This is a genomic window from Pseudomonadota bacterium, assembly GCA_026388275.1.
Lineage (GTDB): Bacteria > Desulfobacterota > Syntrophorhabdia > Syntrophorhabdales > Syntrophorhabdaceae > JAPLKB01.
The window spans coordinates 59660-85359 of sequence record JAPLKB010000009.1; the positions used below are offsets into that span (position 1 = coordinate 59660).

Here is a 25700-nt window from a genome sequence, read left to right on the forward strand (position 1 = left end):
GTAAAAATTTGGAGATAGGGAGAAGGTTTTGGAGATGTTGAATGCCGAGTGTTGAATGTTGAATTGTTATCGTTTTCTGCCATTTGTCCTGAAAAAGTCCTTTGTGTACTGACCCGGGATTCTTAATGCTTCATTCAATGCCGGCTGTGTCATGCAGTTATTAAAAACTGAATCCTTTTACCCGGAACAGCCTGAGACATATCTCAACCACCTCATAATCATAGAGAATGTCCTTGTTCTTTTCTATCTCCTCAAGAGCTTCTTCAATCACACTGGCAGATCTGTACGAACGATGCGATATGATAGTTTCCAATGCATCGGCAACAGCAAGGATACGGGCCTCAATGAGTATCTGATTACCCATGAGTCCTTTCGGATAACCGGTGCCGTTTATCCGTTCATGGTGCTGAATTACTATTTCTGCTACAGGATGAGGCAGCCCGACATTTTTTAAAATATCGTAACCTGCTTGAGCATGCGTCTTAATGATTTCTATTTCCTTGTCATTAAGCTTGCCCGGTTTATTCAATATCTCGGCAGGTATAGATATCTTTCCGATGTCATGGGTAGAACCGGCAATGCGAATATTTTCGACCATATCTTTCGGCAGACCCATTTCCTGAGCTAAGGTACGTGAGAGGCTTGATACCCTCCTCTGGTGTCCTGCCGTATAGGGGTCTCTGATCTCAACAGCCAAAGATATTATATTGATTGTGCTCGCGAGGGTTCTCCTCAGTCTGTCCGTGTTCTGTTTAAAAGAATCTTCCGCAAGTTTATAACGTGTAATATCCTCTATTATGCCATCATGACGGATTATCCTGCCTTCTTCATTCTTAATAGTGCGGACATTCATTGAAACCCAGGATATATCCCCGTCCTTTTTGTAAAACTGTGTCTCAAAGCCTTTAACAACACCTTTTTCTTTAAGAAGATGTGTATATTCTTCCAGATTTTCATCGTCAACAAAAAGTTGCCGATCCATATCGGCAATGGTTGTTATCATTTCTTCAGGTGTCGCAAATCCGCATATGCGGGCCATTGCAGGGTTAACGCTGATTAAACTACCTTCAGGAGCGCTTTGGAAGATTCCTTCCAGAGCATTCTCAAAAAATGAACGATATTTGTTTTCGTTTTTGCTAAGGATATCTTCTGTCTGTAAGTGAAGGGAGTTTCTATATTCTAAAGCTTCAGCCATTTCATTAAATGTCTTGAACGCCTGGCTCAGTTCATCTTTCATTTGATCTTCGACGATACGCGCCGCAAGATCACCTTCCTTCACCTTCTTGCAGGCATCAAGGAGTTTGTCCAGCCTGCCTGTATTAATAATATTGCCTGCGCAACATATCAGAAAAACTTTAATAAACAAGTTTGTTCCGGCAGGCGTGTTTTGATTTTCTGCTTGAGGTAAACCTGCCTGTATTACAACGGATTGTCGGCTCATATCCTGTAAGTATTGCTGTTCGCACAACATGGCCTGTGAAAACTTTAGAATGTTGTCCCTTGTATTTGTCCTTTCATGCTTGTTTCGGTCCAATCCGAAACAGATAATAATTACAAAGGCAGAAAGAAAGGTTATTATTGCCGGAAAAAGTAATTTGATCCGGATAGACCTGAAAAATGCGTATCTCATTTGCACCCTCCTGAAGAAGGAAACTTACATCTAAGAATAGCTGCAAAGGTGTGTCGGAAGTATGTTGGTTCACCATTACAAACTTCGGTACACTAAACTTGTGCATACATTTACATATTTAATTGCTGTGTGTCAACATCCTCCTTCTTTTTGAAATTAAATTCCGCCCAAAGTCGGAAAAAGCCGGAAGCAGGCGACCCGGAGTAAGGCGCATTATATTGATATGCTTTATATTGCAGTTTTTTACCAAATTTCCCCTATTGAGCAGCTACTAAAAAATGTTCGAAATCACAAATCACACACAGTTCCATGCAGCATACAGGAACTGCACAGCCCTTTCTGCCAAGGAGTGGATAATAAATATAAATTTTTTAACATCATGATAATACATGGTTATTTCAGTCATTAACCAATTAAAAAAGCAAAGTGTTGATTGTAAATATATTTGATTTATTTTGCATACAAATTACTTGACAATATTTAAAACAATAATATATATATTGTATACAGTATACAAGGGGTAATTTATGGAAGATTATGAAATATTTAAAAATGTTACAATGCTTTCCCTTGAACAGGCAACGGTCTTGCCCTTTCTTACTTACAGATTATCGCTGGAAGGAACAAAGGTAATCAGAATGGAACACCCTGTTTATGGAGATCCGAACAGAAGAGTCGGAGAGAATAGACTGAACGAAGACAGGATGTATACATACTTTCTTGCCATTAACTGCAATAAAAAGGCGATAACTTTGGACCTCTCTGCGCCTGAGGCGCAGGATATTTTTAAAAAAATGCTTATTGATCTGAATGTTGATATATTTGCTACAAACCAGCTTCCAAAACATTACAAAAAACTTGGCATTGATTATGAAACAGTAAGTAAAATTAAAGAAAACATCATATGGGTGGGACTAACAGGTTTCGGCCCCGAGAGCAACGAGGCCGCATATGATCCTATTCTGCAGGCAAGAAGCGGGCTCATGGATATTACCGGTGATAGAAACGGTCCTCCTTATGTACTCGGAGTACCTCTCCCAGATATGGGTACGAGTGAGCACGCCTATGGGTTAATTATGAAGGCATTATACAAAAGAGCAATAACAGGAGAAGGCTCCAAAATAGATCTTTCAATGTTTCAGAGCACGGTCTCCTGGTTGACCGTGCCTATTACCCAGACCAAATCTTTTAACAAAAAGATCAAAAGAAGGGGGAATACCCACGAGTTTTTTGCCCCTGTCAGCGTATATAAAACGAAGGATGGTTATGCGTATATCGCTGTAGGAAACGACATACAGTGGGAGAGGATGTTGAAGATAAGCGGTTTTGAAACCCTTGAGAAACCCGAATATTCGAGAAACGAAGGAAGGATAAAGGATGTTGATGCTCTGAACAGAGCGATAGAAGAGGTTACGGTTAGATTCGGGACAGATGAATTAATCAGTCTGTTCGCCGATGCTACTATTCCTATTTCTAAAGTGAACACAATCGAGGAGGTACTGGAAGATCCCTATATAAAGGATGAAATACTTTCTTCAACCGATAAAAAATCCGGCACAACAATCTATCTTGCACCGCAGCCGCTTACAACTGGTTATGTGAAATCTCTGAACAGAAAATTACCTTTCCCCCCAAGGTTCGGAGAGCATAATGAGGAAATATATTGCAAAAAGCTTGGTATTTCTATAGAACATTTGGAACAATTGAAAGCTAAGAGGGTTATCTGAAATAGGGGGAATGTAAGGGCAACAGATTGATCCTGAATGTAATTTTTAAGAGGAGGAGATATGATTGACGAAGAACAGACATTAAGAAAAGGAAGGTTTTTACGTGAACAGGTTCACAAAAAACTGAAGGAAAACATAATAAACGGGATTTTGCCGCCTCATAAACGTTTAATCGAGGAAAAGATTGCGGCAGAAATGGAAATGAGCAGAACTCCTGTAAGGGAAGCTATTCAAAAACTTGAAAAAGAAGGTCTTATACATAAGCTTCCCAGAGGCGGCTATGCCATAAGTGTTGTTACAATAGAAGACGTAGACGATGTTTTCGGCCTTCGTGCTGTTATTGAGGGATATGCTGCGTATCTTGCAACGTTGAGGGCAACTGACGAGGACATAGCAGTTCTTGAAAATATTGTAAAAAAGGAAGAAAAATGCCTGCAGGTAAAGGATTATGATGAAATTATAACATTAAACACTGAGTTTCATGAAAAGCTTTACAAAGCAGCCAGAAGTTCAAAATTGTATGCCATGATATATGACCTGAGAGATTATATACATCGTTTCAGGGTCATGATCCTCCGTTATCAGGACTTTGTGGAGATATCCATTAAAGACCATAAGGATATGATTGCTCTGATGAAGGCAAAGGATGCGCAACGTGTCGAAAAGCTTGTCCGTAAGCACATCGCAAGAGGCAAGAACCTGTTAAAGAAGAGGATCAAGCGGGGCAATGTAAAATATGGATCTGGCAAAAAAGGTGCTGCAGGGGGATGAGAAAAGCGCAGCTCGTCTGATCTCGATAATGGAAGATGGTGGAGATGAAGGATACAGGTTAATCCCGCTTCTATTTCCTCATACAGGAAAAGCCAATATAATAGGTATAACCGGCACACCCGGTGCAGGGAAGAGCACCCTTATCGGCAAACTTGCCGTAATCTTTGCGAATAATGGAAAAAAAGTGGGGATTATTGCTGTTGACCCCACAAGCATGAAAAACCACGGAGCCCTTCTTGGAGATCGCTTAAGGATGAAGGATGCCGAGAATACGGAGGGTATTTTTATACGCTCCATGGCAAGCCGAGGCTACCCCGGAGGGATTGCAAAAGCAACAGCAGGCACGGTTTATGTCCTTGAAGCCCTCGGCAAAGATATTATTATGGTAGAAACAGTCGGCTCCGGTCAGACTGATACACAAATATATTCACTGTGCAACACTATAATTACCGTTTTAACACCGGACTATGGCGATGAAGTCCAGTTGATGAAGGCGGGACTCCTTGAAATAGGCGATATTGTCGCGATCAATAAGTCTGAAAATACCAATGCCGAAGATATTTCAACAGATGTTAAAGCATATATCAATCAGCGTGAAACAAAAGGTCGTCAAATACCTGTTTTAACAATACAAGCAAAGGAAGGCAGCGGTATAGAGAAACTTGTTGACGCTATCAACGAACATTTTGTTTATCTCAGTAAAAATATACACGGTAAAGAACTTAAAAAAGAAAAATTGAAAACACTGATGCTTGCTCTTCTCAGAGAAGAATTATGGGGAAAAGCCCTCAAAACATGGACCGACAATGAGTGCTTCGACGGCATCGTGAAAAAACTGCAAAAAGGAGAGATTGATCCATATACCGCTGTCCGAGCCGCATTGGAGATAAAAAGTCTTTAGTTTGAAGCAGGAATTGTAAATGGAGGGGCTGTGATGGATGAAAAAATAATAAAAGTTTTGATTGCGAAGCCGGGACTGGATGGCCATGACAGGGGGGCAAAGGTGATTTCTCATGCGCTCAAAGAAGCGGGCATGGAGGTTATCTATTCGGGACTCCACAAAACAATCGATCAGATTGTCCATATTGCCCTTCAGGAAGATGTTGACATTATCGGGCTTTCAATTATGACCGGTGCCCACATTTCTATTGTGGGGAAACTGATGAAGAAGATGCAGGAAGAAGACATTATTGATAAAACAGTTTTTGTGGGTGGCGTGATCCCTGCAAAAGATATTTCAAAACTGAAAGACCTTGGTGTTGCAGGCGTTTTTCCCGGTGGAACTCCTCTTTTCGAAACGATTGAGCTTATAAAAACTCACATGAAAAGGACATAGGAGGTATACATGGCAGTTGCACGCTATATAAAAGATGACAAAGACCGGATTCTCGATGTAATCCTGGAATCAGGTATCCATGTAAAGCCCTCATATACACCGGAAGATCTGAACCGGATAGGTTTTGACTATGAAAAAGACGTTGCAGATCCGGGGCAGTATCCTTATACCAGGGGTATTCATCCTCTTGGATACAGATCCCGTGAATGGACCACAAGACAATATACAGGATTCGGCTCACCGGAAGAAACAAACCAGCGTTTCAAGCTCATGATTTCCCATGGCCAGACAGGGCTTAATGTTGCTTTTGATCTTCCCACCCAGATGGGCTATGATTCCGATGACCCCATGTCAGAAGGGGAGGTAGGCAGGGTCGGCATGGCTGTCGATACGCTCCGTGATTTTGAAATTGCCTTTAAAGACATAAAGTTAGATAAGATAGGCGCTGGCCTTACCATAAATGCCGTTGCCTCCATCATGCTTGCCATGTATCAGGCTGTGGGAGAAAAATATGGGTATGACCCGAAGGTTATTTCTGCCACGCCTCAGAACGATATTTTAAAAGAGATGGTAGGCAGAGGGGCATGGATATTTCCTGTTGAACCGGCAGTGAGACTCATCGGCGACACGATAGAGTATGCCATGACCGTTATGCCCCGTACAAACCCGGTAAGCGTATGCGGTTATCATATACGGGAATCGGGCGCAACGCCTGCCCAGGAAATTGCCTACGCAATACTGATAGCCAATGTATACATAGACAATGTGCTTGCAAGAGGATATGATATTGATGCCTTTGTAGGGAGATTTTCTTTTAACCTTAACGTTTTCGGCAACATGTGGGAACAGATTGCAAAATTCAGGGCAGCCCGTAAACTATGGGCAAGAAATCTGAAGGAAAAATATAATGTGAAGAATCCACAGAACCTTTTCCTGCGCGGACTTTTCGGAGGAGGTGGATATGGACTTACCAAGGCGCAACCTGAAAACAATATCATGCGAGGAGCTTACTATGCGCTTGTAGCTGCATTGTCAGGGGCACAGACCACTGCTTTGTGCAGTTATGATGAAGCATACACAATCCCTACACCCCATTCAGCTCTGCTTTCGCTCCGTACATTACAATTGCTGATGGACGAGATGGGTCTGCGTGATACTGTGGATCCCCTTGCAGGGAGCTATTTTATTGAAACCCTCACAAAGGAAATGGAACAGAAGATCGAAGAAGAAACGGAAAAGATAGTAAAGTATGGTGGTATGATAAAGGCGGTTTCCAAGGGCTATATCCAGAGACTTGTTGCACGGCAGGCATACGAAGTGGAAAAAGGACTTGAATCCGGCGAGCTTTTAAAGGTAGGAGTAAATATATACAAAGAGGGCGAATCAGAAGAAGTTAAGCTGCACGAGTACAACTATGAATCAGCGGAGAGACAGATAGAAGACCTCAAGCAGGTAAAAAGACAAAGATCACAGCAGGATGTTCTCCGCACCTTAAAAGAGCTTGAATCAGTAATAAAGGAAGGCAAAAATGTCATGCCCTGCCTTGTGGAATGCTGCAAGGCATATGTAACAGTAGGTGAGATGACAAGTATTTTCAGGCAGGAATTTGGAGAGTTCCAGGAACCTGCACTGTTTTGAATTTATGAGGGTGAGTTCTGATTTTACCCTCCCCTCAAGGGATGGGTGAAATGGATACCTGCTGCAAGCAGCAGGGCTACTGATGGTTTAGCTGAGTTTGGAGGGGTTTATGGCTAACAAGCATTACCGGTTAGGTTGTGATATCGGCGGCACATTCACCGACTTTGTCCTGTTGAACGATCAAACAGGTCAGATTCAAACCGATAAACGTTTGACTACTCCTCATGACCCTTCGGAAGCAGTTGGAAAGGGTATAAGAGCATTAGGCGCCTCATCGCCGGACTTTGTGGCACAACTGGATGAATTGATACACGGAACGACTCTGGTGATCAATTCCATCATTGAAAGAAAGGGAGCCAGAACAGGACTCATCACAACAAAGGGGTTCAGGGATGTTCTGGAAATAGGCCGTGAACAACGCTATGCCCCTTACGATATCTTTGCCGAATTTCCCAAGCCTCTTATACCAAGGAGATACCGTGTTGAAGTGGACGAGAGGATTCGAAGCGACGGGAGTATTCTGAAGGCCTTAGACCCGGAAGAGGCAATGCATGCCGTACGGACACTCCTTGATATGGGCGTTGAATCAATTGCTGTCTGTCTTATTAATTCATTTGAAAACCCCTCCCATGAATTCATAATCCGGGATATCATCGCCCGTGAGGCCCCGGACATCTCAGTTTCCATTTCATATCATGTTCTGCCGCAGATTAAAGAATACGAAAGAACAAGCACTACCGTTACCAATGCCTATGTCAAGCCTCTTACAGAGCGTTATCTGTCCAATCTGGCAGCGCGACTTGGGCACATCGGCTTCAAGGGCAAGCTCTTTATTATGCTTTCAAGCGGCGGCGTTACCTCTGTTGAAACAGCTGCCGAATTTCCTGTAAGGATTATCGAGTCCGGGCCCACAGCAGCAGTCATCGCAGGCCAATACTACGGAAGACACTTCAATGTTTCTGAAATGTTCTGTTTTGATATGGGAGGCACTACGGCAAAATCGTGTCTGATTCAAAAAGGAGTTGCCGGAATTGTGCCGACCTTCGAGGTGGGACGCGTACAAAGGTTTATGAAGGGAAGCGGCCTTACAATTCAGGTGCCCGTAGTAGACCTTATGGAAATTGGCGCTGGCGGCGGCAGTATTGCTAAAGTAAGCAAGCTGGGCACACTTCAGGTAGGACCGGAAAGTTCCGGGGCAGTACCGGGACCTATCTGCTACGGGAGGGGAGGTACAGACCCCTGTGTAACCGATGCCGATCTTCTATTGGGTTATCTCGACGAGAACTATTTTCTCGGAGGAGAAATGAAGCTCGACAGGGACAGCGCACGGCGCGGTGTCGAGGAAAAGATTGCCGGACCCCTTGGGGTTTCCTTTATACAGGCTGTCTGGGGGATTCACAATCTTATCAATGAAACAATGGCAGCAGCTGCCAAAACTCACATTGCCGAAAAAGGCGGAAATCCCGGAGTTGTAACAATAGCTGCCTTCGGCGGAGCAGGACCTGTTCATGCCTATGGCCTTGCAAAGAAACTCGGGGTACCTCGGATGATGGTGCCGCCGAATTCAGGTGTAGGCTCAGCCATGGGTTTTTTCACCGCCCCCCGTGCCTTTGATCTGCTGCGCAGTCACAAAGTTTCCTTGAATAATGCTGTTTTTGATGAAATAGAGGGCATCTTCAGGGGTCTTGAAGCCGATGCCTTGCACATACTAAAGAAGGAAGAGGGGGATGATATTATCCGGTATGAGCGTTCCCTTGATATGCGTTTTGTGGGACAGGGTGCGGAAATCAATGTGCCTGTACCTGCAGGTGATTTTGCAAAATTCCAGAGTACTGATATACGACGTTACTTTGATGATGTCTATAAAAAACTCTATGGCAGGACCTATCCTGAATCCGAAGTGGAGTTCATAAATTTCAAGGTAAGAGCCAGTCTTCCTGAGAGACTCCTGCAACTACCCAAAATTGATAAAAAGCAGGGGCAGACACTTGATGCGGCTATTAAGGGGCAGCGGCTTGCATACTCACCCATTACCCGGGCATTCATTCCTTTTACGGTATACAACAGGTACAAACTCTTTCCCGGAGCCGGGTTTATTGGCCCGGCCATTATTGAAGAAAAGGAGTCAACTCTTGTTGTAGGTGAAGGCGGCCGTATATCAACAGATGAATTCGGGTTTTTGTGGATTGATATCGGGGGGGTATGAAGATGGCACGTACCTTTGATCCGATAACGTTAGAGATCCTGTGGCGAAGGCTCATCTCCATAGTAGATGAAGCGGATTCGAGTGTTGCTCGCACAGCTTTTTCGAGCCTGCTTCGGGATGCTCATGACTACACATGCATGTTCACGGACAGACTGGGCCGGGAGCTTGCCCAGGGCAGCCTCGCCACTCCGGGACAGTCGGGAGCCATGGCTCTGGGTATAAAGAATCTTGTCAATAAATTACCTTTAGACCATTATCAGCCGGGCGATGTGTTTATTACAAATGACCCCTGGGTGCTGGCAGGTCATTTGAATGATGTATGCGTCATGAGCCCTATCTTCTATAAAGAAAAATTAGTTGCATTCACAGCCTGTGTTTTTCATCATTCCGATATCGGCGGACGTGTTGCCTCGGACAATCACGACGTCTTTGAAGAAGGTCTTTTTATCCCTGTTGTAAAGCTCTATCACAAGGGGGTTCTTAACGAACAGGTCCTGGATATGATTCGATGGAACGTACGGATGCCCGATGAGGTTATCGGGGATATCCGCTCCCAGATAGCTGCAAATCATGTTTGTACGGAAAAGGCATGCCAGATGCTCAAGGAAAGCGAGCTTGAAAACCTCGATGATCTGGCTGAACAGATTATCAGTCTTACCGAGAATAGCATGAGGGAGGAAATAGAGAAAATCCCCGACGGCATCTATCAGGCCAAAGGTATCATCGAACAAATGAAAGGCGACGGGGACATTGTTATCAAGGCAAATGTTGAGATAAGAGGCAATGAGATCATTGTCGATCTTGATGGTTCTTCCGGTCAGGTGAACTGGGGCGGTAATGTTGTCTTTAATTTTACTTTTGCCTATGTGTTCATGGCAATAAAAAGCATGTTTGCTCCGGACATCCCCAATAATGATGGCTGTGCAAAACCTATAAAACTTATTGCCCCTGAAGGCAGTGTTGTGAACTGCAAGTTTCCTGCAGCCGTAGCTGCGCGGATGGGAGTAGGCCATTTCCTTACTGAGGTGATCTACCGGGCATTATCGAATGTGCTGCCCGGCAGGGTCATTGCTGCTTCCGGCGGTACCCCTGCCGCAATGAATGTGTTTTACGGAAGGAGAGGCGACGGGAAACCTTGGCATTCGGTAATCATCAGGGGAGGAGGCATGGGGGCAGGCATTGCCAACGACGGCAACTACGTCTATATTTTCCCGGCAAACGGCGCCAATACACCTGTTGAGATATTTGAAAGTGATACCCCGCTTGTTGTGGAAAAGAGGGAAATACTGGCCGATTCAGGTGGTCCCGGCAGGATGAAAGGGGGTCTCGGAAAAAGAGAAGTCTTCAAAGTTCCTGACGACAAGTATGCTCCTACTCCACCCGTTAATCTGGGAATACAGGCAGGGAGGTATTTATACCCTGCGGAAGGGCTTTTCGAAGGCAAATCAGGCACAAGAGCCCAACTTCTTGTCAATGGAATTCCGGGAAACTCCTATGGGTTGACACAATTGAAGCCGGGCGACACAGTAATTATTGACGCTCCCGGCGGAGGTGGCTACGGCAACCCCCTCGAACGCGAACCTGATATGGTATTAAACGATGTTATCGAAGGATACGTAAGCATAGAAAAGGCTGAAACCGATTATGGTGTTGTCATAGATCCGGGGACATACGCTATAAATATGGAAGAGACAAGGCAACTCCGCCGCCGGTTAAAGGAAAAGTGAGCTACCCCGAAGCAAGAGCGGGGTAGTCATGAGAGAGAAAATTTAATAGCGGTACAGGGAGGATAAACATTTATGGAAAAGCGGTTTGATGCACAGATGAAGACAGAAGCAGAACTTGCAGCCTTTCAACTGGAGGGCTTGAAATGGACAGTAAATCATACATACAAGGGCTCAAAACATTATAAACATAAATTTGATGAAGTAAGCGTAAAACCCGGCGATATCAAAACATTGGACGATATAAGAAAACTGCCCTTCACAACAAGCAAAGACCTTCAGGAAGGATATCCTTTTCCGCTTCAGAGCGTGCCCTTTGAAAAGATCATCCGTATTCATGCCTCAAGCGGGACGACAGGCAAGAGGAAAGTTCTTTGCTATACAATAAAAGATATTGATGACTGGGCGCAAATGTTTGCACGGTGCTATGAGTATGCAGGATGTACTCTGGAAGACAGGATTCAGATCGCCGTGGGCTACGGTGTATGGACTGCCGGATGGGGTTTTCAGAACGGCTGTGAGAGGTTCGGTGCCATGTCCATCCCCATAGGTCCAGGGAACCTCGATATGCAATGTCAGTTTTTGGAAGACTTTCAGACAACAGTTGTCTGTTGTACTGCCTCCATGGGACTCCTAATGGCAGAAGAGATTGATAAACGAGGTCTCAGGGAAAAAATTGCGCTGAAAAAAATGATATTCGGTTCAGAAAGAAGCAGCGATTCCATGAGGGAAAGAATATCGGAGCTGTCAGGCGTAAAACCGGATCAGCTTTTTGACATTCCCGGACTTACGGAATTATATGGTCCCGGAACAGGACTTGATTGCATTCATCATAGAGGCATACATTACTGGGCAGACTATTACATACTGGAGATACTCGATCCTGAGACTCTGGAGCCGGTCTTGCCCGGGGAAGTAGGAGAAATGGTGGTTACTACATTGCATAAGGAGGCAGCGCCGCTTATCCGCTACAGGACAAGAGACCTGACAAGGATTATCCCTGAAAGATGTCCCTGCGGAAGCATCATGCCTATGCACGACAGGATACTTGGGCGGTCCGACGATATGTTCATATTCAGAGCGGTCAATATCTATCCGAGCCACATAGACCAGATTCTTTCACATATCAAAGGAGTAGGAAGTGAATATCAGGTGATCCTTTACAGGAAAGAGGACGGCAAAGATCATATGCTGATAAGGGTGGAGCGGGCATCAGATTTCTCGCACCATGAAGATAAACACGTCAAAAAGACAATAGAGCACGAGATAAAAAAGCAGATAATGGTGAGCTGCGATATTGAACTGGTTGACCATGCAACGCTGCCGAGATCTGAGAGAAAGACAAAGAGGGTTTTCGACAACAGAGAGGGATGAATGCAATGTTGAATTTTGAATTATGAATGTTGAATTAAAATCTATCATTCAGCATTTAACACTCAAAATTGATTTTATAAAAGGGGGTAAAGGTGAAAGCTTACGAATACTTTAAGCCGCAAACCATTGAAGAGGCAATAAAATTGATGGAGAAGCTTGAGGACGCACGGTTTATTGCCGGAGGCACGGATGTGCTAGTTTTGCTCAGACAGAAGAAGATTGCACCGAAAAACCTGATTTCCTTGAGGAACATAAAAGACCTGTCTGGTATCGAGGGTAAGGATGGTCTCTGGATAGGAAGCAGCGCTACCCACAACGATATTGTGAACCATGCCTTTATAAGACAATACTACAGTGCTCTTTATGATGCAGCAAGCAACATCGGCTCCCGCCAGATTCGAAACGTGGCTACAATTGGGGGGAATATCTGCAATGCAGCTCCTTCGGCTGATACTGCATGCCCACTCCTTGTCCTTGATACAAAGGTAATAATAAAAGCGTCCTCTGTTGAACGCGAGGTTGACATCGATGCCTTCTTTCTTGGGCCAAACAAGACAGCTCTTGAGAAAAATGAACTGGTAAAGGGATTTCAAATGCCCGTATTCGGAGATAATACAGGCTCCGCCTATATAAAACATACGAGAAGACAGGCCATGGATCTGCCCATCCTGGGAATTGCGGCGCGAATTATAGTGGAAAAGGAAGGGGAAAGCCTCCTGTGCAGAGATGCAAGGATTGCCATGGGTGTTGTTGCGCCAAGGCCTATCCGGGCAAGGAAGGCTGAAGAGGCATTGAAAGACAGGATTATTTCTGAGGCACTCCTGACCGAGGTCGGTGAGATTGCAGCTTCTGAGGCCACCCCGAGGGACAGTTTCCGGGGAGAAGCATGGTACAGGAAAGAGATGGTGAAGGTCCTCACGAAACGGGCTATTTTGAAGGCAATAGAGCGGATTAAAAACAGTTCTGAGTTGTAAGTTTTGAGTGTTGAGTTAAAGCAAAAAAGGGCGGTATAAAAGAACAATGCAATATAAGCAGCCACATGTCTATAATATCCATGCACCGTTAAAATTAGACAGTATACCTACTTTTAAGGTATCGTAATGGACCGAATTATTATATTGCTTTGCCCGATATGCAACAATAGCGGGGATTATTTAATAGCCTGTTTTGCTGTTTACCTTATTTTATTGGATGATAGGCCGATTCGTATTGTACGAATATGCTTGCATCCATATAATATATGTTGGGTATTAATTATGGAAGGTAATGCGGTGAGCTCATGAGCAACGCGTTTGTTGAGATCATTAAGACAGCACATATCCATAATTGGTGTACTATGCCATACTGCTCGACCTGCTATGCGCATGACTATCGTCAAGCACTTAAACAATTAGAGGGAAAGTTGGGCGGTGGTCTTGCTGAAGCCCTTGCGACATTGAATCCCTCAGAACTTACAAAAGAACATGATTGGAAAGGTGCTTTACATATAGCTATCATGGATTTACCATATCCACTTCAACTTGAGGAAATACTCAAGGCATGGTGGCCAAAGTTCTATGAAGATATAGAATTTTCTGATTTTGTGCTTTATAAAATTCTTAGGTACGTTCCAAAAAAAAGCGACATCAGAAAAAATTGGATTGATAACTGTATTGTATTGGCCAAAGAGAATAAAAGTTTTTCATTGATAGAATCGTTACTGCTTGTTCTTAGAAAAACTGCGTTTGAGCATACAGAACTAATAGAAATTGCCAAAGAATACGCTAAGTCATCTGACCAAATGAGAAGAGTTTTACGGAATGCTTGTGGAATAGAATTGAAAAATGCGGATTGTGGCAAAAGGCGACTCCTCCCTGTGAATCGTGTATCAGGTATACAATCAAATAAAGAAGGTGAAGAAACGATGGCCAATACTCGCGAATACAGAAATATTGAACTGGCATGCTTAAGTGAATTTTATGAGAAACAGGAACTGACAAAAGTTACCGTCAAAAGTGCAGATCAACGGAAATTATTCGGCAAAATGGAACTTGATATAATAGGATATTCCGAAAAGGATAAGACCTTATTCTTAGGGGAATTCACGGCGTCTGGGTATTTCGGATTAAACGGAAAAGATCATCATATAGGCGCGAACCGAAAGCTGGCAGAATCATTTTTGAAATTATACATATGCAAGCAAAAAGAAGGTGAAATAAGAAAATATTTTAGAGAATATCAGATCGACAAAATCAGGTATATTTTTGCAGTTCCTAAAGGGGCGTTATTTCTTAATGGCCTCACATATCAGAAGGAAGTATTCAGCCTATCCTTTTTGGAACTAAAACAGATCGATATTAATAGCGAGTCAAAAAATCGGTTAGAGCAATCCTATATGAGTGCAAGAACAGAAAACAAAAAATGATAACACCTAACGACTGAATCAGCCAGAGCCAAAGGCGATTGGCTGCATCCGCTCGTTAGACCAGATAATGCAGATGAAATTTAATTTTAGATCATATTTGGCAATTACAGACACTATGTCGACAGTATTTGTTACAACAGTTGTAACAAAAAATAAATTCTCTGTAAACCCAATACTGGCATTGCTTTGGACTATAAAACAAAAATTGCGTCCACAGTGGACGCAAACGATAATTATGGCTATGAATTGTTGACTTTTTGTTTATTAAAAAGAACAAAATAAGATAGAGGAAACCAAGAAGGCGCTCTTTAAAAAGTAATTAACTTTTGGGTATTGAAAAAGTTACATGAAAGATTGGTACGAAGATTGAATGAATGCATGGTTTTACAATACAAAATAAGGTGGAAGGAGAAAACAGAAATGAAAAATAAGAAACTTACCACCTTCTTTATTCCGAATTCACATAAACGTATATGTGAATTCGGTTTGAGTGGTCAACGGCATATTGAAAATGGTTCAGGTGTGAATGGGCTGCAAGCTTTGCAGGCCGTAGACGTACTGAACGTACGTCGGAGGATCGCAGGGCGCAGCAGACCGCCGCAGATGGACATTTTCAGATATGCCGTTGACCGACCAAGAGAACAAAATGGAAATATGCTTAAGACAGAAAATGCAGGAAATATACCAAGGGGGTAAAATGAAAAGGGAAATCATTTTTACTTTAAACGGCGAAGAGGCAAAATATGAAGTTCGGCCTGAATGGACACTCCTGTATTTTTTGAGGGAAGTCTGCGGCCTCACCGGCACAAAGGAGGGTTGCGGCTATGGGGAATGCGGTGCATGTACGGTTATTATCGACAACCAGGCTGTGAATTCATGCTTATACCCCATCCTTGAAGTTGAGGGTAAAAAGATTACCACCATCGAGGGTCTCCTGTCTGCTGACGGCGAATTCCACCCACTTCAAAAAACCTTTATCGAAGATGGGGCAGTACAGTGCGGTTTTTGCACGCCCGGTATGATCATGTCGGCCAAGGCATTGCTGGACGAAAAGGACAATCCCACTGAAAGCGACATTAAAGAGGCCATCGAAGGAAATCTTTGCAGGTGTACGGGATATGTAAAAATTATAGACGCCATAAAAACCGCAGCAGGCAGGAGGTGAGCATGGAGACCCTGACAACAGTCGGACAAAGAATCCCGAAGTTAGATGCTCCATCGAAGGTAACAGGAAATGCCATGTATATCCAGGACTTGAAAATACCAGGCATGCTCTATGGAAAGATTCTCTACAGCAGGTATCCCCATGCAAGGATTCTTAAAATTGACACATCCCGCGCAGAACGGCTGTCCGGAGTAAGGGCTGTCCTTACAGGCGCCGATATCCCTACCTTTAAATTCGGTGTTATGAAGGATAACCCTCCCCTTAAAACAGGTAAGGTTTGTTCCATGAGGGATGAACTGGCGGCAGTAGCCGCCTCTACCCCTGAGATTGCCGAAGAGGCTCTTGACCTTATAGATGTTGAATATGAAGAATTGCCCGGTATCTTCGATCCCATGGAGGCAATGAAGGAAGGAATGCCGCTTATTCATGAAGAGATGAAGTCTAATGTGTTGAAGCTCCCATGGAAACTCATCTGCGGCGATGTTGAGGCAGCGAAAAAGGAATCGGCCCATATTGTGGAAGATACCTTCTCAACACAGTGGGTAACACACTGCTGTCTCGGGACAAGCGGGTGCATTGCCTCTTTAGATATGAACAATAACCTGACTATGTACAGCAATACCCAGATTCCGTCACTGGCGCAGAAGGATTATATCGAAGCACTTGCCTCTTTCGGTTTGAAGAATAAACGGGCAAGGATTATCCAGTGCGCCATTGGCGGTGGTTTTGGGAGTAAACTCGATACTTATGCCTATGAATATCTGGCGATTCTTCTTGCCATGAAAACGCATAAACCGGTGAAAATAGTCTTTTCCAGGGAAGAGGAATTCTTTGCCACGTCTCCCCGTCAATGCACCATTACGAAAATATCCCAGGGTTGCGACAGCGAGGGACGTTTGACCTTCAGAGAAATGGACATGATACTCGACAACGGTGCTTATACTTCATGGGGGGCAACAACCCCTTCTGTTATGATGATGCCCATTTCTTCACTTTACAAAGTGCCCAATATTAAATTTATTGCAAAATGTGTCTATACAAACAACACGTACAGCCAGGCCATGAGAGGTTACGGCAACCCGCAGGCTACATTTGCCATTGAATCGTCCATTGACCAGCTTGCCGAAGTGGCAGGCATTGACCCCTTTGAATTCAGGCTGAAAAATGCCAACGAACCCGGTGAGATAACGCCTCAACGCTTCAAGATCACCTCCTGTGGCATGAAAGAATGTATTGATACTGTGGTAAAAAAACTTGACCGGCAGTCAAAGCAAAGCAAGCACGATGGCAGGGGCACAGGCATGGCATCGCTAATCCATGTAGGCGGGGGCGCGCGTGTTTACAAATCCGACGGGTGCGGTACAACTATAAAAATAGACGACTACGGCAAAATAGATGTTTTTACCGGAGCCACCGATATTGGTCAGGGTTCGGAAACTGTGATTGCGCAGATTGTGGCTGAGGTCCTTGGCGCGTCTATTGATGATGTACGTGTTACCAACAACGATACGGATACCTGTCCCTGGGATGTAGGCGCCCATGCGAGCAGGACGACTTTTGTTGCGGGGAATTCAGCCCTTGGCGCAGCAAAGAAGATAAAGGCGCAGATACTGGAAATTGCGGGAAAGAGCCTTGGCGTAGACCCGCAACAGCTTGATATCAAAGGCGGTATGGTTTATTCAACAAAAGATAATGAGAAAAATATCGCCTTGGGTAAAGTTTTACGAAATGCCCATTATACAAGCAACGGCCAAATGCTCATGGCGGAATTTTTTTACGATCCTGCCAATGAGAATTTCGACAAGGATTTTAAAGGCAACCTGTCAGTTGCATATGCCTACGGCGCCCATGGTGTGGAGGTAGAGGTTGACAAGCAGACAGGACAGGTTAAAATCCTGAAATATATTGCAGCCCACGATGTAGGCAAGGCAATCAACCCCATGCTCCTTGAAGGACAGATTTACGGCGGCGGTCTCATGGGGATCGGGTATGCCATGGGCGAGAAAATGATCTTCGACAAGGGCGTATTGAAAAACGGGAGCTTCCTTGATTACAAAATGCCTACGGCAAAGGATGTTCCGCCTGTGGAAGCAGTAATTATTGAGACAGACGAAAAGGACGGTCCCTTCGGTGCAAAGGGTATCGGAGAACCCGGGCTTGTCCCAACTGCACCGGCAATTGCGAATGCCATCTATGATGCCGTAGGAATACGCATTAAAGACCTGCCTATCACACCGGAAAAGGTTTTAAAGGCATTAAAGGAGAAAGAAGGAGAATAAGTATAACCGGGTCAATAAATTAAGGCTTTTGCATAAGCTTCTAAAGATGATTACAGATGCTCAAAGTTATGGAATGATTTATCTTGTCTCAGCCCATAAGCCGTCTAAGTTCAGTAGCATCAAAAACCAGCCGGATGGATTTAATCTTGCCATCTTTAACCGTAAAGAACTCGGCTGTTCTAATTACGCCTGCAGGACTTATCGTGTCGCATTCATACAGCAAAGCAGCTCCACTGTCAGAAAAAAAGCTTTGAATTAAGTTGATTCCCCGAAGCATTTTTTGAAACATAGTGAGTGCAGCCGTAAAATCATCAGCCCGACTGAAAGTATCAATGCTTCCTTGAAAATCTAAGTCATCTGACAGGTAAGCACGTGCTGTTTCTATATCACCGTTAGTCCAGGCATTATGATAATTTGTCACGACCTGCTTTGCATCCATGATTCTTCCTCCTCCAATATCATTTTATTACAATCAAACTGATGTATAAAGTATGATGCCGACTCAATCCATGGATCAACCGAAGGCCTTTTTGCTGCATTGCCCTAATCAACTGACCCACCGGCTTTAGCCGGTGGGTTGCTACAGCAATTACCCTTCGGGGTGTTAAGCCTTCGTCTGAATGACGAATGGGTTCAGCACCCCGAAGGACACACCAAAATATAACGGCCGGTCCTTTGTACAGAAAACTACTTAGGCGGGAAATTATCGGGATTTATCACAAACCACACATTATTTACACCCTGACCGACTGTTTCACCCGGCTGTTTATCGTTGACCATATAATAAAGCGGGTATCCCCTGAAGGTTGTCTGTTTCTTGCCGTCTTCTCTGGTAATGGTGCCAAAATCCTCTGCCTTTACTCCTTTTGGGGCTGCAACCGTTTCCCTGTAATATATGGGCCATTTTTCTAAACAGGAGCCGGTACAGGTGCTTTTTCCTGGAGAATCCTTTTTAAACCAGTACAATGTTTTGCCTTCAGTATCGATAAAATATTTTCCTATTCCTTCCTTCTCCTGAATTTTAATTGCATGATGCATACCCATAGCCGCGCTAATCCCAAAAGCAATGATTCCGACAACAACTAATACCATTACAATCTTTTTCATTTCCATCCTCCTTTTTTTTGTTGGTTTTCTCTTTGAATTTTCCTTGAACATTTATAGGGTAGTGAAAATTTGAATACAGTACCTTCTTCCTGTGATGTCTTAAAATTCACTTTTCCACCAAGATTTCTCTCTCCAATGCCAAGGCTGGCTTTTTGCTTGCTAAGCAATGATTTCATTAAGTCCCTCAATAATTTGGGCCAATTCCTCCCAGTGCATGGCTCCTGGGAACAGGACTTGCCGGATTATTCATTAGAAGAAAGTTTATGAAGTAAGAGAGGCAAGCATCTCATTTAGCTCACACAGTGAGATAGAGGGCTGTTATTTCAACACTGTTTCAGTTGAGTATGTGGTAGCTTGCCGTAATTTTCCGCTTGCATATCGGGCAGATCGGCTCTATCAGTGTGAATGTTTTTCCAAAAATATCAACATTTCTGAAGAATACTCCGGGTGCATCATAAAGCGTTTTTTCATTATAGGACTTGCCGCAATCACAAACAGGGATCTCCTGACGAATCGTACTGCCATGAAAGGCCTCATCTGCGTAAACATTTATCAGATTTTTTTCTTTTCCAGTCATAATTTAATATAATCTCTGCACTGACATTTTTCAAGCTTTTGCATTATAAATATAAAAAAGAATGCCATGAATTTATTATCGAGTTTTAAGGAATTTTGTTAAGCTGTTATTTTAAGCGCTTTGCAACGGTATGAAGAACACAACAGTGAAAATCCGCAGGTGTTAACCTATCCGTATCCTAGGATCTGCAACTGCATACATGATGTCGGCAATGAGATTGCCAATTAGTGTCAGGAATGCACCTATCACAAGGATACCCATAATCGTCGGGTAGTCTCTTGACATAACACTCATATAGAACAACTGTCCCATGCCGGGAATGGAGAAGATGCTCTCAAAAATAACACTGCCCCCGATTAGTCCCGGCACTGAAAGCCCCAGAATAGTAATGACAGGCAAAAGGGCATTTCTGAGTGCATGTTTTCTGAGAACCATATTTTCCGGAAGCCCCTTGGCATATGCAGTCACTATATACTCCTGTCTTAACACTTCAAGCAGGCTGTTTTTCATATATCGCGAGATGCCGGCAAGGCCGCCGAAGGCAGATATGCATATAGGAAGGATTAAATGTTTTGTCATATCAACAGCTTTACCGATGGGTGAAAATTCTTCATAATTGAAAGACTTTAACCCTGATATGGGCAGCCAGTCGAGGTATACACCGAAAAAGATCATTAAAAGTAGGGCAATCCAGAAAGTGGGGGCAGCATATCCTGCAAAAACGAAGGCCGTTAAACTCTTGTCAAGGAGGCTGTCCTTGTAACGTGCACAATAAATGCCGATGGGGATGCCGATAAAAAATATTAATATCATTGAAAGAAAATTTATCGAGATTGTGACGGGTATTCTTTCCTTTATTTTGTCTATTACCGGTCTTCTGTCCTGAGCAAATGATATTCCGAAATCAAGCTTCACAAATCTTTTAACCCACATATAGTATTGAATGTGGAGCGGTTTATCCAGCCCGTAAAGGGACCTGATCCTCTCCCTTACCTCTTTTGTAACTTTGGGATTCATTTCTCCACCCATTACATCCGGTTCGCCGGGCGTCAGGTGTATGATAACAAATGAAATAAGGGTGATCCCGAATATCATAGGTATCATGAAAAAGCATCTTTTAAGGAGATAGCGCAGCATTTATCTTGTGCCTCCTCTGTCCCTCCGGTACATACCATTTCTCAAAGTTATGCATCAGGCCTGCCGGAGCCGGTTCTATGCCTTTGAATCTCCTGTGTACAGCAACATTTGCATAGGGGATGAAAAGAAATGTATAGGGCTGTTCCTCAGCAAGTATCTCCTGAATGCGGAAATAATACTTTTTTCTTTCTTCTTTATTAAGTGTATGCCGGGCCTTTACAAGAAGTTCGTCCACTTCTTTATTTTCAAAAGACATAAAGTTCAATTCTTTCTTTCCCTGTTTTGATGAATGCCAGATGTCGAATATATCCGGGTCCTGGGGGATAGTCCAGCCCAATATTACTGCCTCAAAATTCTTTTTGTCTATAAATTCGTTGACAAAACTTGCCCATTCGATAACGCGTATTTTTACCTTGATGCCTATTTCGGAAAGCCTCTTTTGTATCAGTTCGGCGCACTGTATCCTCACTGTATTCCCCTGATTGACAAGGATTGTAAATTCAAAGGGTGTCCCGTCTTTTTCGAGCATACCCTTTGACCCTTTCTTAAAACCTGCCTCATTCAAGAGTGCCAGGGCCTTTTTCGTATCATATTCATATTTTTTTACATTTCCGTTATATGCCCACATATCCGGCTTAAATGGTCCCGTTGCCTCGATGCCCTGACCAAGGAGCACGCCGTCAATGATCTCCTGCTTATTGACAGCATAGCTTATTGCCTGCCTTACCCCTTTGTCTTTAAAAAACTTGTGTTTCAGGTTATAGCCCAGATAAACATAGGTGAAAGAAAGGTATTTGAATTTATTAAATTCTCTTTTGAATTTAGGGTAGTCCGTCTGTCTGACAGCCTGCAGGGGGGTCAGTCCCATCATGTCTATGCCGTATTGCTTGAGTTCAAGAAACATGGTAGCGCTGTCAGGGATAATCCTCATAATGTATCTGTCTATGTATGGCCTGCCTTCGAAATAATTGTCATTGGCAGATAAAAGCACCCTGTCTCCGGCTATCCATTCTTTAAATATATACCGGCCCGTGCCCACAGGTTTTCTTGTAAGCGGCGATGCAGTAATGTCCTTGCCTTCCATAAGATGTGCCGGCAGAATGGATGCCCCCCAGCTTATAAGCGCAGGAGCAAAGGGCTCGCTGTATGTCACTCTGAAGGTGCAATCATTAACAACCCTGGTATCTTTAACAAGCTTAAAATCTCCTGAATAGGCTGTGGGCGTCTTCGGATCAACAATTACCTTGTATGTGTACATAACGTCATGGGCAGTAAAAGGCTTACCGTCATGCCATTTAACATCTTTTCTTAAACGGAATGTGATGGAAAGGTTATCTTTGGATATATCCCAGGATTCGGCAAGGTCTCCGACAATATTCAGGTCTTTATCGTATTTGACAAGCCCGTTATAGATGTAGGATGCAACTTCATGGGATGCACTGTCCGATGATAATATCGGGATCAGGTTTGAGGGTTCACCAATAGAGCCGGTAATAATAGTATCTCCGTATCCGGGTTTCCCGGGGTCATTATATAAGGCTTCGTCCTTCTTTTGTGAGCACGATAGAAACAAAAATATACAGAGTATCAGGATTATATTCTTCTTTATGGACATTCTGGTTTAAGTTATTTTAACAGAGGGAGACCTCAAAGTAAAGAAAGCTGGACATAAATTAGTTTTCAGGTAATATCTATAAGTAATAAGATTTATGGAAGCTATAGATATACACACACATGGGATAGGCGGCTATGATACAAAGACGATCACTGTGGAACATGTTTTAAAGATTGCAGAAATCCATGGCAGTAATGGTGTTTCAAAAATCCTGCCCGCAATTTACCCTGGACCCATAGAGGATATGCGAGCAAATATGATAACAGTGAAAAGGGCAATGGTATTTCAAAGCTCAGAGTCCAAATTCAAGAGTCCGGAGTTGGACAACTCAACATTCAACATTCAACATTCAACATTCGGAGCGGATTCTTATGAAGGAGCAAAGATAATCGGGGTGCACCTTGAGGGACCTTTTCTCAATCCTTCCAGATGCGGTGCTCTCAATCCTCTGTCGTTTCTGAATCCCACTGTTGACAACCTTAAAAGGCTTACGGAAGGTTTTGAAGATATGATAAAAATCATCACCGTAGCGCCTGAACTGGATGGAGCGATCGATCTCATCAGGGCAGCGGCCGATATGGGAATCATTGTCAGTATGGGGCATTCAGATGCAGCATATCAGGAAGCCAGAGAAGGTTTCCATGCAGGGGCAAAGGGCATTACACATATTTTTAATGCAATGCGCGGATTTCACCACAGAGAACCGGGCATCGCAGGTTTCGGGTTTACCAACCCGCATGTTTATATCGAGGTGATTGCAGATCCATACCACCTCCACCCGGAAACAATTAAATTGATCTTTAAAGGAAAACCTCCTGAAAAGATTATTATTATCTCAGATTCTGTAAAGGATACGGTAAAAACCGGAAGCCGGAAAACGGAAAACGGATTTCAGGGCGTAAGGGATTTGCGCGGGATTCTGAAGGGCGGCGCTATGACTGTTGTTGAGTCGGCAAGAAGACTTATTGACATGGGTTATGAAGAAAATATTATAACAAATTGTATTTCAGGAAACCCCGAAGCCTATCTCAGCGGAAGGTGAGGAAAGGTTTACAAAAAAATTACTTTAGCGCTCTTTAATGAACCTTTATTCGGGATAAGCGATAGGGAACCCCTTTGTCCTCCACTCTCTCATGCCGTACTCAAGGTTTTTGACATTGTTATAGCCATAGGCCCGAAGATAGAGTGCCGCATGTGCCGAACGTATACCGCTTTCGCAGACTACCGTTATGGCTGTGTCAAGATTTCTCGGCAGTTCCTCAACCCTCCTGGCAATCTCCCCGACAGGAATGTTTATCGCGCCTTTTATGTGTCCTGTTGTTGATAGTTCTTCCGGTGCTCTTACATCTATTATAAGAAACTTCTTTTTGTTTTTAATATGTTCATACAGATCTTCAGCATGGATGAGAGTTGCTTCATGAGGCTGTTCGAGGTAATGTTCCATTGAAAAACAGAAGGTTTTCATAAGAGGATTCAAATCATTCTTTTCCCCGGGCTCAGCCTGCCTGCCCGTAGTCAGACCGCATTGCAGCTTGCCGTTTCCTGCATCGAGGGGTGGAAAAAGGTTAACAAGGAATTTGTCGAACTCTTCATCAGTTCTTTCGGTATTGAGGCAGACATTATGTATCTTTTCATAGCCAAGGGATGAATTTATGTTGCCCTGATAATCATGGGCGGGGTAAACAATCAGGTCATTTGACAGACCTATGAGTTTGCCGAAGAGGCTGTTATGCATTTCCTTTGAGTTCCCTCCCGGCAGATTGGTCCTACCGCATTGCCCTATAAGCAACGTATCCCCTGTATATACTCTGTGATTGGAAACAAGGCACATGGAGTCCCGGGTGTGACCGGGGGTAAAAATGACACTGAAAACAAGACCGCCTGTTTTTAATTCATCGCCTTCATCAATAAAGATATCCACGCGCTTGCCGGCATTTTCAGCAATGATTTTCTCAATTCCGTACAAATCCTTTATATCCTCTCCTATTTTCCTCTGTATTGGTGTGTTCTTATACATTACCGTCTTTGCACCTAAGGCATCAGCCAGCTCAGTGGCCAGCGATATATGATCCACATGAGTATGGGTGTCGACAACATACAAAATCTTCAGTTTCTTCTCTTTTACAAAACTAAAATAGGGTTCTGTCTCGTGGGAAGGATCTATGATAATTCCCACGAGTTCATTACTGCATGCTGATACATAGGAAAGACATCCGTCAAAGTTAAATTGTCTGAAAATCATTTTTGCCTCTTGGGTATATTATTATTTGAAAATTGTGCCGGTCTCCACGTAAAATCGTTAAACCGGGTATAAACAACGGGATTCCTCGTGTATAAGCATAAGCGGTGATATACTTCGCTAAGATGAGAATTATAATATTTTTTTGATATTCGTTCCAGAGTTATATTTCTTCATCCGTATGATCCTTATTCATTTGCCGCTATTTCATTATCAAAATCCTGTGTAATGGCATTAAGTTCTTCTGCACTAAAGACCTTGTCAGTGTCCAGGACAATAATGAAGCGGTCATCCCTCTTGCCCATGCCTTTGATAAACTCGGTCTTGAGTTGTATGCCTATCCTCGGGGCAGGTTCTATCTGATCCGGGTCTAATTCGAGGACTTCCTGGACTGAATCTACGAGGGCTCCCATGATGGTGGTCTCTCCTTCAAACGAAACCTCTATGACAATTACACATGTATTGACTTTTTTCTCAGTTTTAGTCATGCCGAATTTTAATCTCATATCCAATACAGGGACCACGCTCCCCCGCAGGTTAATAACGCCTCTCATGTAATCCGGAGTTTTTGGCACTTTGGTAACTGTTGTAAACTCTAAAATTTCTCTCACACAGGAAACATCTATTGCAAAGACCTCCTCGCCTAATTGAAAAGTGAGATATTGCCGTGTATCGGTTATTGATAAAACACTCATGAGTCAACCTCCTTTTTATAGACAATGACCGGTTATCGGAATTCAGAGACCTCGCCGGCGCCTGACCACAGAACCC

At 43.5% G+C, this 25700-nt stretch carries 23 protein-coding genes; 14 read left to right on the top strand and 9 right to left on the bottom strand.

Annotation, left to right across the window (positions count from 1 at the left end):
* Positions 1-160: 160 nt before the first annotated feature.
* Positions 161-1630, bottom strand: a complete 1470-nt coding sequence (locus NT010_01825) for an HD domain-containing protein (GenBank protein ID MCX5804794.1) — start codon at positions 1628-1630, stop codon at positions 161-163.
* A 527-nt stretch (positions 1631-2157) separates the two neighbouring features.
* Between NT010_01825 and NT010_01830 the strand changes: the two genes are divergently transcribed.
* The 13 genes from NT010_01830 to NT010_01890 all read left to right on the top strand — a co-directional run bounded on the left by NT010_01830 (position 2158) and on the right by NT010_01890 (position 18254).
* Positions 2158-3357: a CaiB/BaiF CoA-transferase family protein gene (locus tag NT010_01830; protein ID MCX5804795.1), complete on the top strand. Its 1200-nt coding sequence runs from the start codon at positions 2158-2160 to the stop codon at positions 3355-3357.
* A gap of 60 nt (positions 3358-3417) precedes the next feature.
* A complete protein-coding gene (locus NT010_01835; GenBank protein MCX5804796.1) occupies positions 3418-4128 on the top strand; it encodes a GntR family transcriptional regulator in 711 nt (236 codons plus the stop codon).
* The gene (gene meaB / locus NT010_01840) at positions 4094-5029 is read left to right on the top strand and encodes a methylmalonyl Co-A mutase-associated GTPase MeaB (GenBank protein ID MCX5804797.1); all 936 of its coding nucleotides are present in this window, start codon (positions 4094-4096) and stop codon (positions 5027-5029) included. Before NT010_01835 ends, meaB begins: the two co-directional genes overlap by 35 nt.
* Before the next feature lie 33 nt (positions 5030-5062).
* Positions 5063-5464 (top strand): cobalamin-dependent protein, encoded by a 402-nt coding sequence (locus NT010_01845; protein ID MCX5804798.1) that lies wholly within the window; start codon positions 5063-5065, stop codon positions 5462-5464.
* Between the two features lie 9 nt (positions 5465-5473).
* Positions 5474-7102: a methylmalonyl-CoA mutase family protein gene (locus tag NT010_01850; GenBank protein MCX5804799.1), complete on the top strand. Its 1629-nt coding sequence runs from the start codon at positions 5474-5476 to the stop codon at positions 7100-7102.
* A 109-nt stretch (positions 7103-7211) separates the two neighbouring features.
* Entirely contained in the window at positions 7212-9308 is a 2097-nt protein-coding gene (locus NT010_01855) for a hydantoinase/oxoprolinase family protein (protein ID MCX5804800.1), read from the top strand.
* 2 nt (positions 9309-9310) lie between these two features.
* On the top strand, positions 9311-11035 hold the full coding sequence (locus NT010_01860) for a hydantoinase B/oxoprolinase family protein (protein MCX5804801.1): 1725 nt from the start codon (positions 9311-9313) through the stop codon (positions 11033-11035).
* A 72-nt stretch (positions 11036-11107) separates the two neighbouring features.
* Complete coding sequence (locus NT010_01865; GenBank protein ID MCX5804802.1) at positions 11108-12406, top strand: phenylacetate--CoA ligase; 1299 nt, start codon at positions 11108-11110, stop codon at positions 12404-12406.
* 92 nt (positions 12407-12498) lie between these two features.
* The gene (locus NT010_01870; protein MCX5804803.1) at positions 12499-13380 is read left to right on the top strand and encodes an FAD binding domain-containing protein; all 882 of its coding nucleotides are present in this window, start codon (positions 12499-12501) and stop codon (positions 13378-13380) included.
* A 305-nt stretch (positions 13381-13685) separates the two neighbouring features.
* Positions 13686-14810, top strand: a complete 1125-nt coding sequence (locus NT010_01875; protein ID MCX5804804.1) for a hypothetical protein — start codon at positions 13686-13688, stop codon at positions 14808-14810.
* A gap of 420 nt (positions 14811-15230) precedes the next feature.
* Positions 15231-15506 (top strand): hypothetical protein, encoded by a 276-nt coding sequence (locus NT010_01880; GenBank protein MCX5804805.1) that lies wholly within the window; start codon positions 15231-15233, stop codon positions 15504-15506.
* A gap of 1 nt (position 15507) precedes the next feature.
* Positions 15508-15975 (top strand): (2Fe-2S)-binding protein, encoded by a 468-nt coding sequence (locus tag NT010_01885; GenBank protein ID MCX5804806.1) that lies wholly within the window; start codon positions 15508-15510, stop codon positions 15973-15975.
* Positions 15976-15977: 2 nt separating this feature from the next.
* The gene (locus NT010_01890) at positions 15978-18254 is read left to right on the top strand and encodes a xanthine dehydrogenase family protein molybdopterin-binding subunit (GenBank protein ID MCX5804807.1); all 2277 of its coding nucleotides are present in this window, start codon (positions 15978-15980) and stop codon (positions 18252-18254) included.
* An 88-nt stretch (positions 18255-18342) separates the two neighbouring features.
* On the opposite strand, the gene NT010_01895 is transcribed toward NT010_01890, so the two are convergent.
* The 6 genes from NT010_01895 to NT010_01920 form a co-directional block, all read right to left on the bottom strand.
* Entirely contained in the window at positions 18343-18693 is a 351-nt protein-coding gene (locus tag NT010_01895) for a nuclear transport factor 2 family protein (GenBank protein MCX5804808.1), read from the bottom strand.
* 248 nt (positions 18694-18941) lie between these two features.
* On the bottom strand, positions 18942-19361 hold the full coding sequence (locus NT010_01900; protein ID MCX5804809.1) for a hypothetical protein: 420 nt from the start codon (positions 19359-19361) through the stop codon (positions 18942-18944).
* The gene (locus NT010_01905) at positions 19358-19537 is read right to left on the bottom strand and encodes a hypothetical protein (protein ID MCX5804810.1); all 180 of its coding nucleotides are present in this window, start codon (positions 19535-19537) and stop codon (positions 19358-19360) included. Before NT010_01905 ends, NT010_01900 begins: the two co-directional genes overlap by 4 nt.
* Before the next feature lie 158 nt (positions 19538-19695).
* The gene (locus tag NT010_01910; protein ID MCX5804811.1) at positions 19696-19938 is read right to left on the bottom strand and encodes a hypothetical protein; all 243 of its coding nucleotides are present in this window, start codon (positions 19936-19938) and stop codon (positions 19696-19698) included.
* A gap of 162 nt (positions 19939-20100) precedes the next feature.
* The gene (locus NT010_01915) at positions 20101-21075 is read right to left on the bottom strand and encodes an ABC transporter permease (GenBank protein MCX5804812.1); all 975 of its coding nucleotides are present in this window, start codon (positions 21073-21075) and stop codon (positions 20101-20103) included.
* A complete protein-coding gene (locus NT010_01920; protein MCX5804813.1) occupies positions 21056-22690 on the bottom strand; it encodes a peptide-binding protein in 1635 nt (544 codons plus the stop codon). The genes NT010_01915 and NT010_01920 overlap by 20 nt, the downstream gene beginning before the upstream one ends.
* A 94-nt stretch (positions 22691-22784) precedes the next feature.
* Here NT010_01920 and NT010_01925 point away from each other — a divergent pair, with 94 nt between their 5' ends.
* Entirely contained in the window at positions 22785-23732 is a 948-nt protein-coding gene (locus NT010_01925) for an amidohydrolase family protein (GenBank protein ID MCX5804814.1), read from the top strand.
* 45 nt (positions 23733-23777) lie between these two features.
* Here the strand turns inward: NT010_01925 and NT010_01930 are convergent, their stop codons facing one another.
* The gene (locus NT010_01930) at positions 23778-24932 is read right to left on the bottom strand and encodes an MBL fold metallo-hydrolase (protein ID MCX5804815.1); all 1155 of its coding nucleotides are present in this window, start codon (positions 24930-24932) and stop codon (positions 23778-23780) included.
* A 185-nt stretch (positions 24933-25117) separates the two neighbouring features.
* Entirely contained in the window at positions 25118-25624 is a 507-nt protein-coding gene (locus NT010_01935; protein MCX5804816.1) for a chemotaxis protein CheW, read from the bottom strand.
* Between the last annotated feature and the right edge of the window lie 76 nt (positions 25625-25700).

Bases quoted from the DNA above. Each gene is read 5' to 3' on its own strand.
- NT010_01825 (MCX5804794.1), bottom strand. From the start codon at position 1,630: ATGAGATACGCATTTTTCAGGTCTATCCGGATCAAATTACTTTTTCCG.
- NT010_01830 (MCX5804795.1), top strand. From the start codon at position 2,158: ATGGAAGATTATGAAATATTTAAAAATGTTACAATGCTTTCCCTTGAA.
- NT010_01835 (MCX5804796.1), top strand. From the start codon at position 3,418: ATGATTGACGAAGAACAGACATTAAGAAAAGGAAGGTTTTTACGTGAA.
- meaB (MCX5804797.1), top strand. From the start codon at position 4,094: ATGGATCTGGCAAAAAAGGTGCTGCAGGGGGATGAGAAAAGCGCAGCT.
- NT010_01845 (MCX5804798.1), top strand. From the start codon at position 5,063: ATGGATGAAAAAATAATAAAAGTTTTGATTGCGAAGCCGGGACTGGAT.
- NT010_01850 (MCX5804799.1), top strand. From the start codon at position 5,474: ATGGCAGTTGCACGCTATATAAAAGATGACAAAGACCGGATTCTCGAT.
- NT010_01855 (MCX5804800.1), top strand. From the start codon at position 7,212: ATGGCTAACAAGCATTACCGGTTAGGTTGTGATATCGGCGGCACATTC.
- NT010_01860 (MCX5804801.1), top strand. From the start codon at position 9,311: ATGGCACGTACCTTTGATCCGATAACGTTAGAGATCCTGTGGCGAAGG.
- NT010_01865 (MCX5804802.1), top strand. From the start codon at position 11,108: ATGGAAAAGCGGTTTGATGCACAGATGAAGACAGAAGCAGAACTTGCA.
- NT010_01875 (MCX5804804.1), top strand. From the start codon at position 13,686: ATGAGCAACGCGTTTGTTGAGATCATTAAGACAGCACATATCCATAAT.
- NT010_01880 (MCX5804805.1), top strand. From the start codon at position 15,231: ATGAAAAATAAGAAACTTACCACCTTCTTTATTCCGAATTCACATAAA.
- NT010_01885 (MCX5804806.1), top strand. From the start codon at position 15,508: ATGAAAAGGGAAATCATTTTTACTTTAAACGGCGAAGAGGCAAAATAT.
- NT010_01890 (MCX5804807.1), top strand. From the start codon at position 15,978: ATGGAGACCCTGACAACAGTCGGACAAAGAATCCCGAAGTTAGATGCT.
- NT010_01895 (MCX5804808.1), bottom strand. From the start codon at position 18,693: ATGGATGCAAAGCAGGTCGTGACAAATTATCATAATGCCTGGACTAAC.
- NT010_01900 (MCX5804809.1), bottom strand. From the start codon at position 19,361: ATGAAAAAGATTGTAATGGTATTAGTTGTTGTCGGAATCATTGCTTTT.
- NT010_01905 (MCX5804810.1), bottom strand. From the start codon at position 19,537: ATGAAATCATTGCTTAGCAAGCAAAAAGCCAGCCTTGGCATTGGAGAG.
- NT010_01910 (MCX5804811.1), bottom strand. From the start codon at position 19,938: ATGACTGGAAAAGAAAAAAATCTGATAAATGTTTACGCAGATGAGGCC.
- NT010_01915 (MCX5804812.1), bottom strand. From the start codon at position 21,075: ATGCTGCGCTATCTCCTTAAAAGATGCTTTTTCATGATACCTATGATA.
- NT010_01920 (MCX5804813.1), bottom strand. From the start codon at position 22,690: ATGTCCATAAAGAAGAATATAATCCTGATACTCTGTATATTTTTGTTT.
- NT010_01925 (MCX5804814.1), top strand. From the start codon at position 22,785: ATGGAAGCTATAGATATACACACACATGGGATAGGCGGCTATGATACA.
- NT010_01930 (MCX5804815.1), bottom strand. From the start codon at position 24,932: ATGATTTTCAGACAATTTAACTTTGACGGATGTCTTTCCTATGTATCA.
- NT010_01935 (MCX5804816.1), bottom strand. From the start codon at position 25,624: ATGAGTGTTTTATCAATAACCGATACACGGCAATATCTCACTTTTCAA.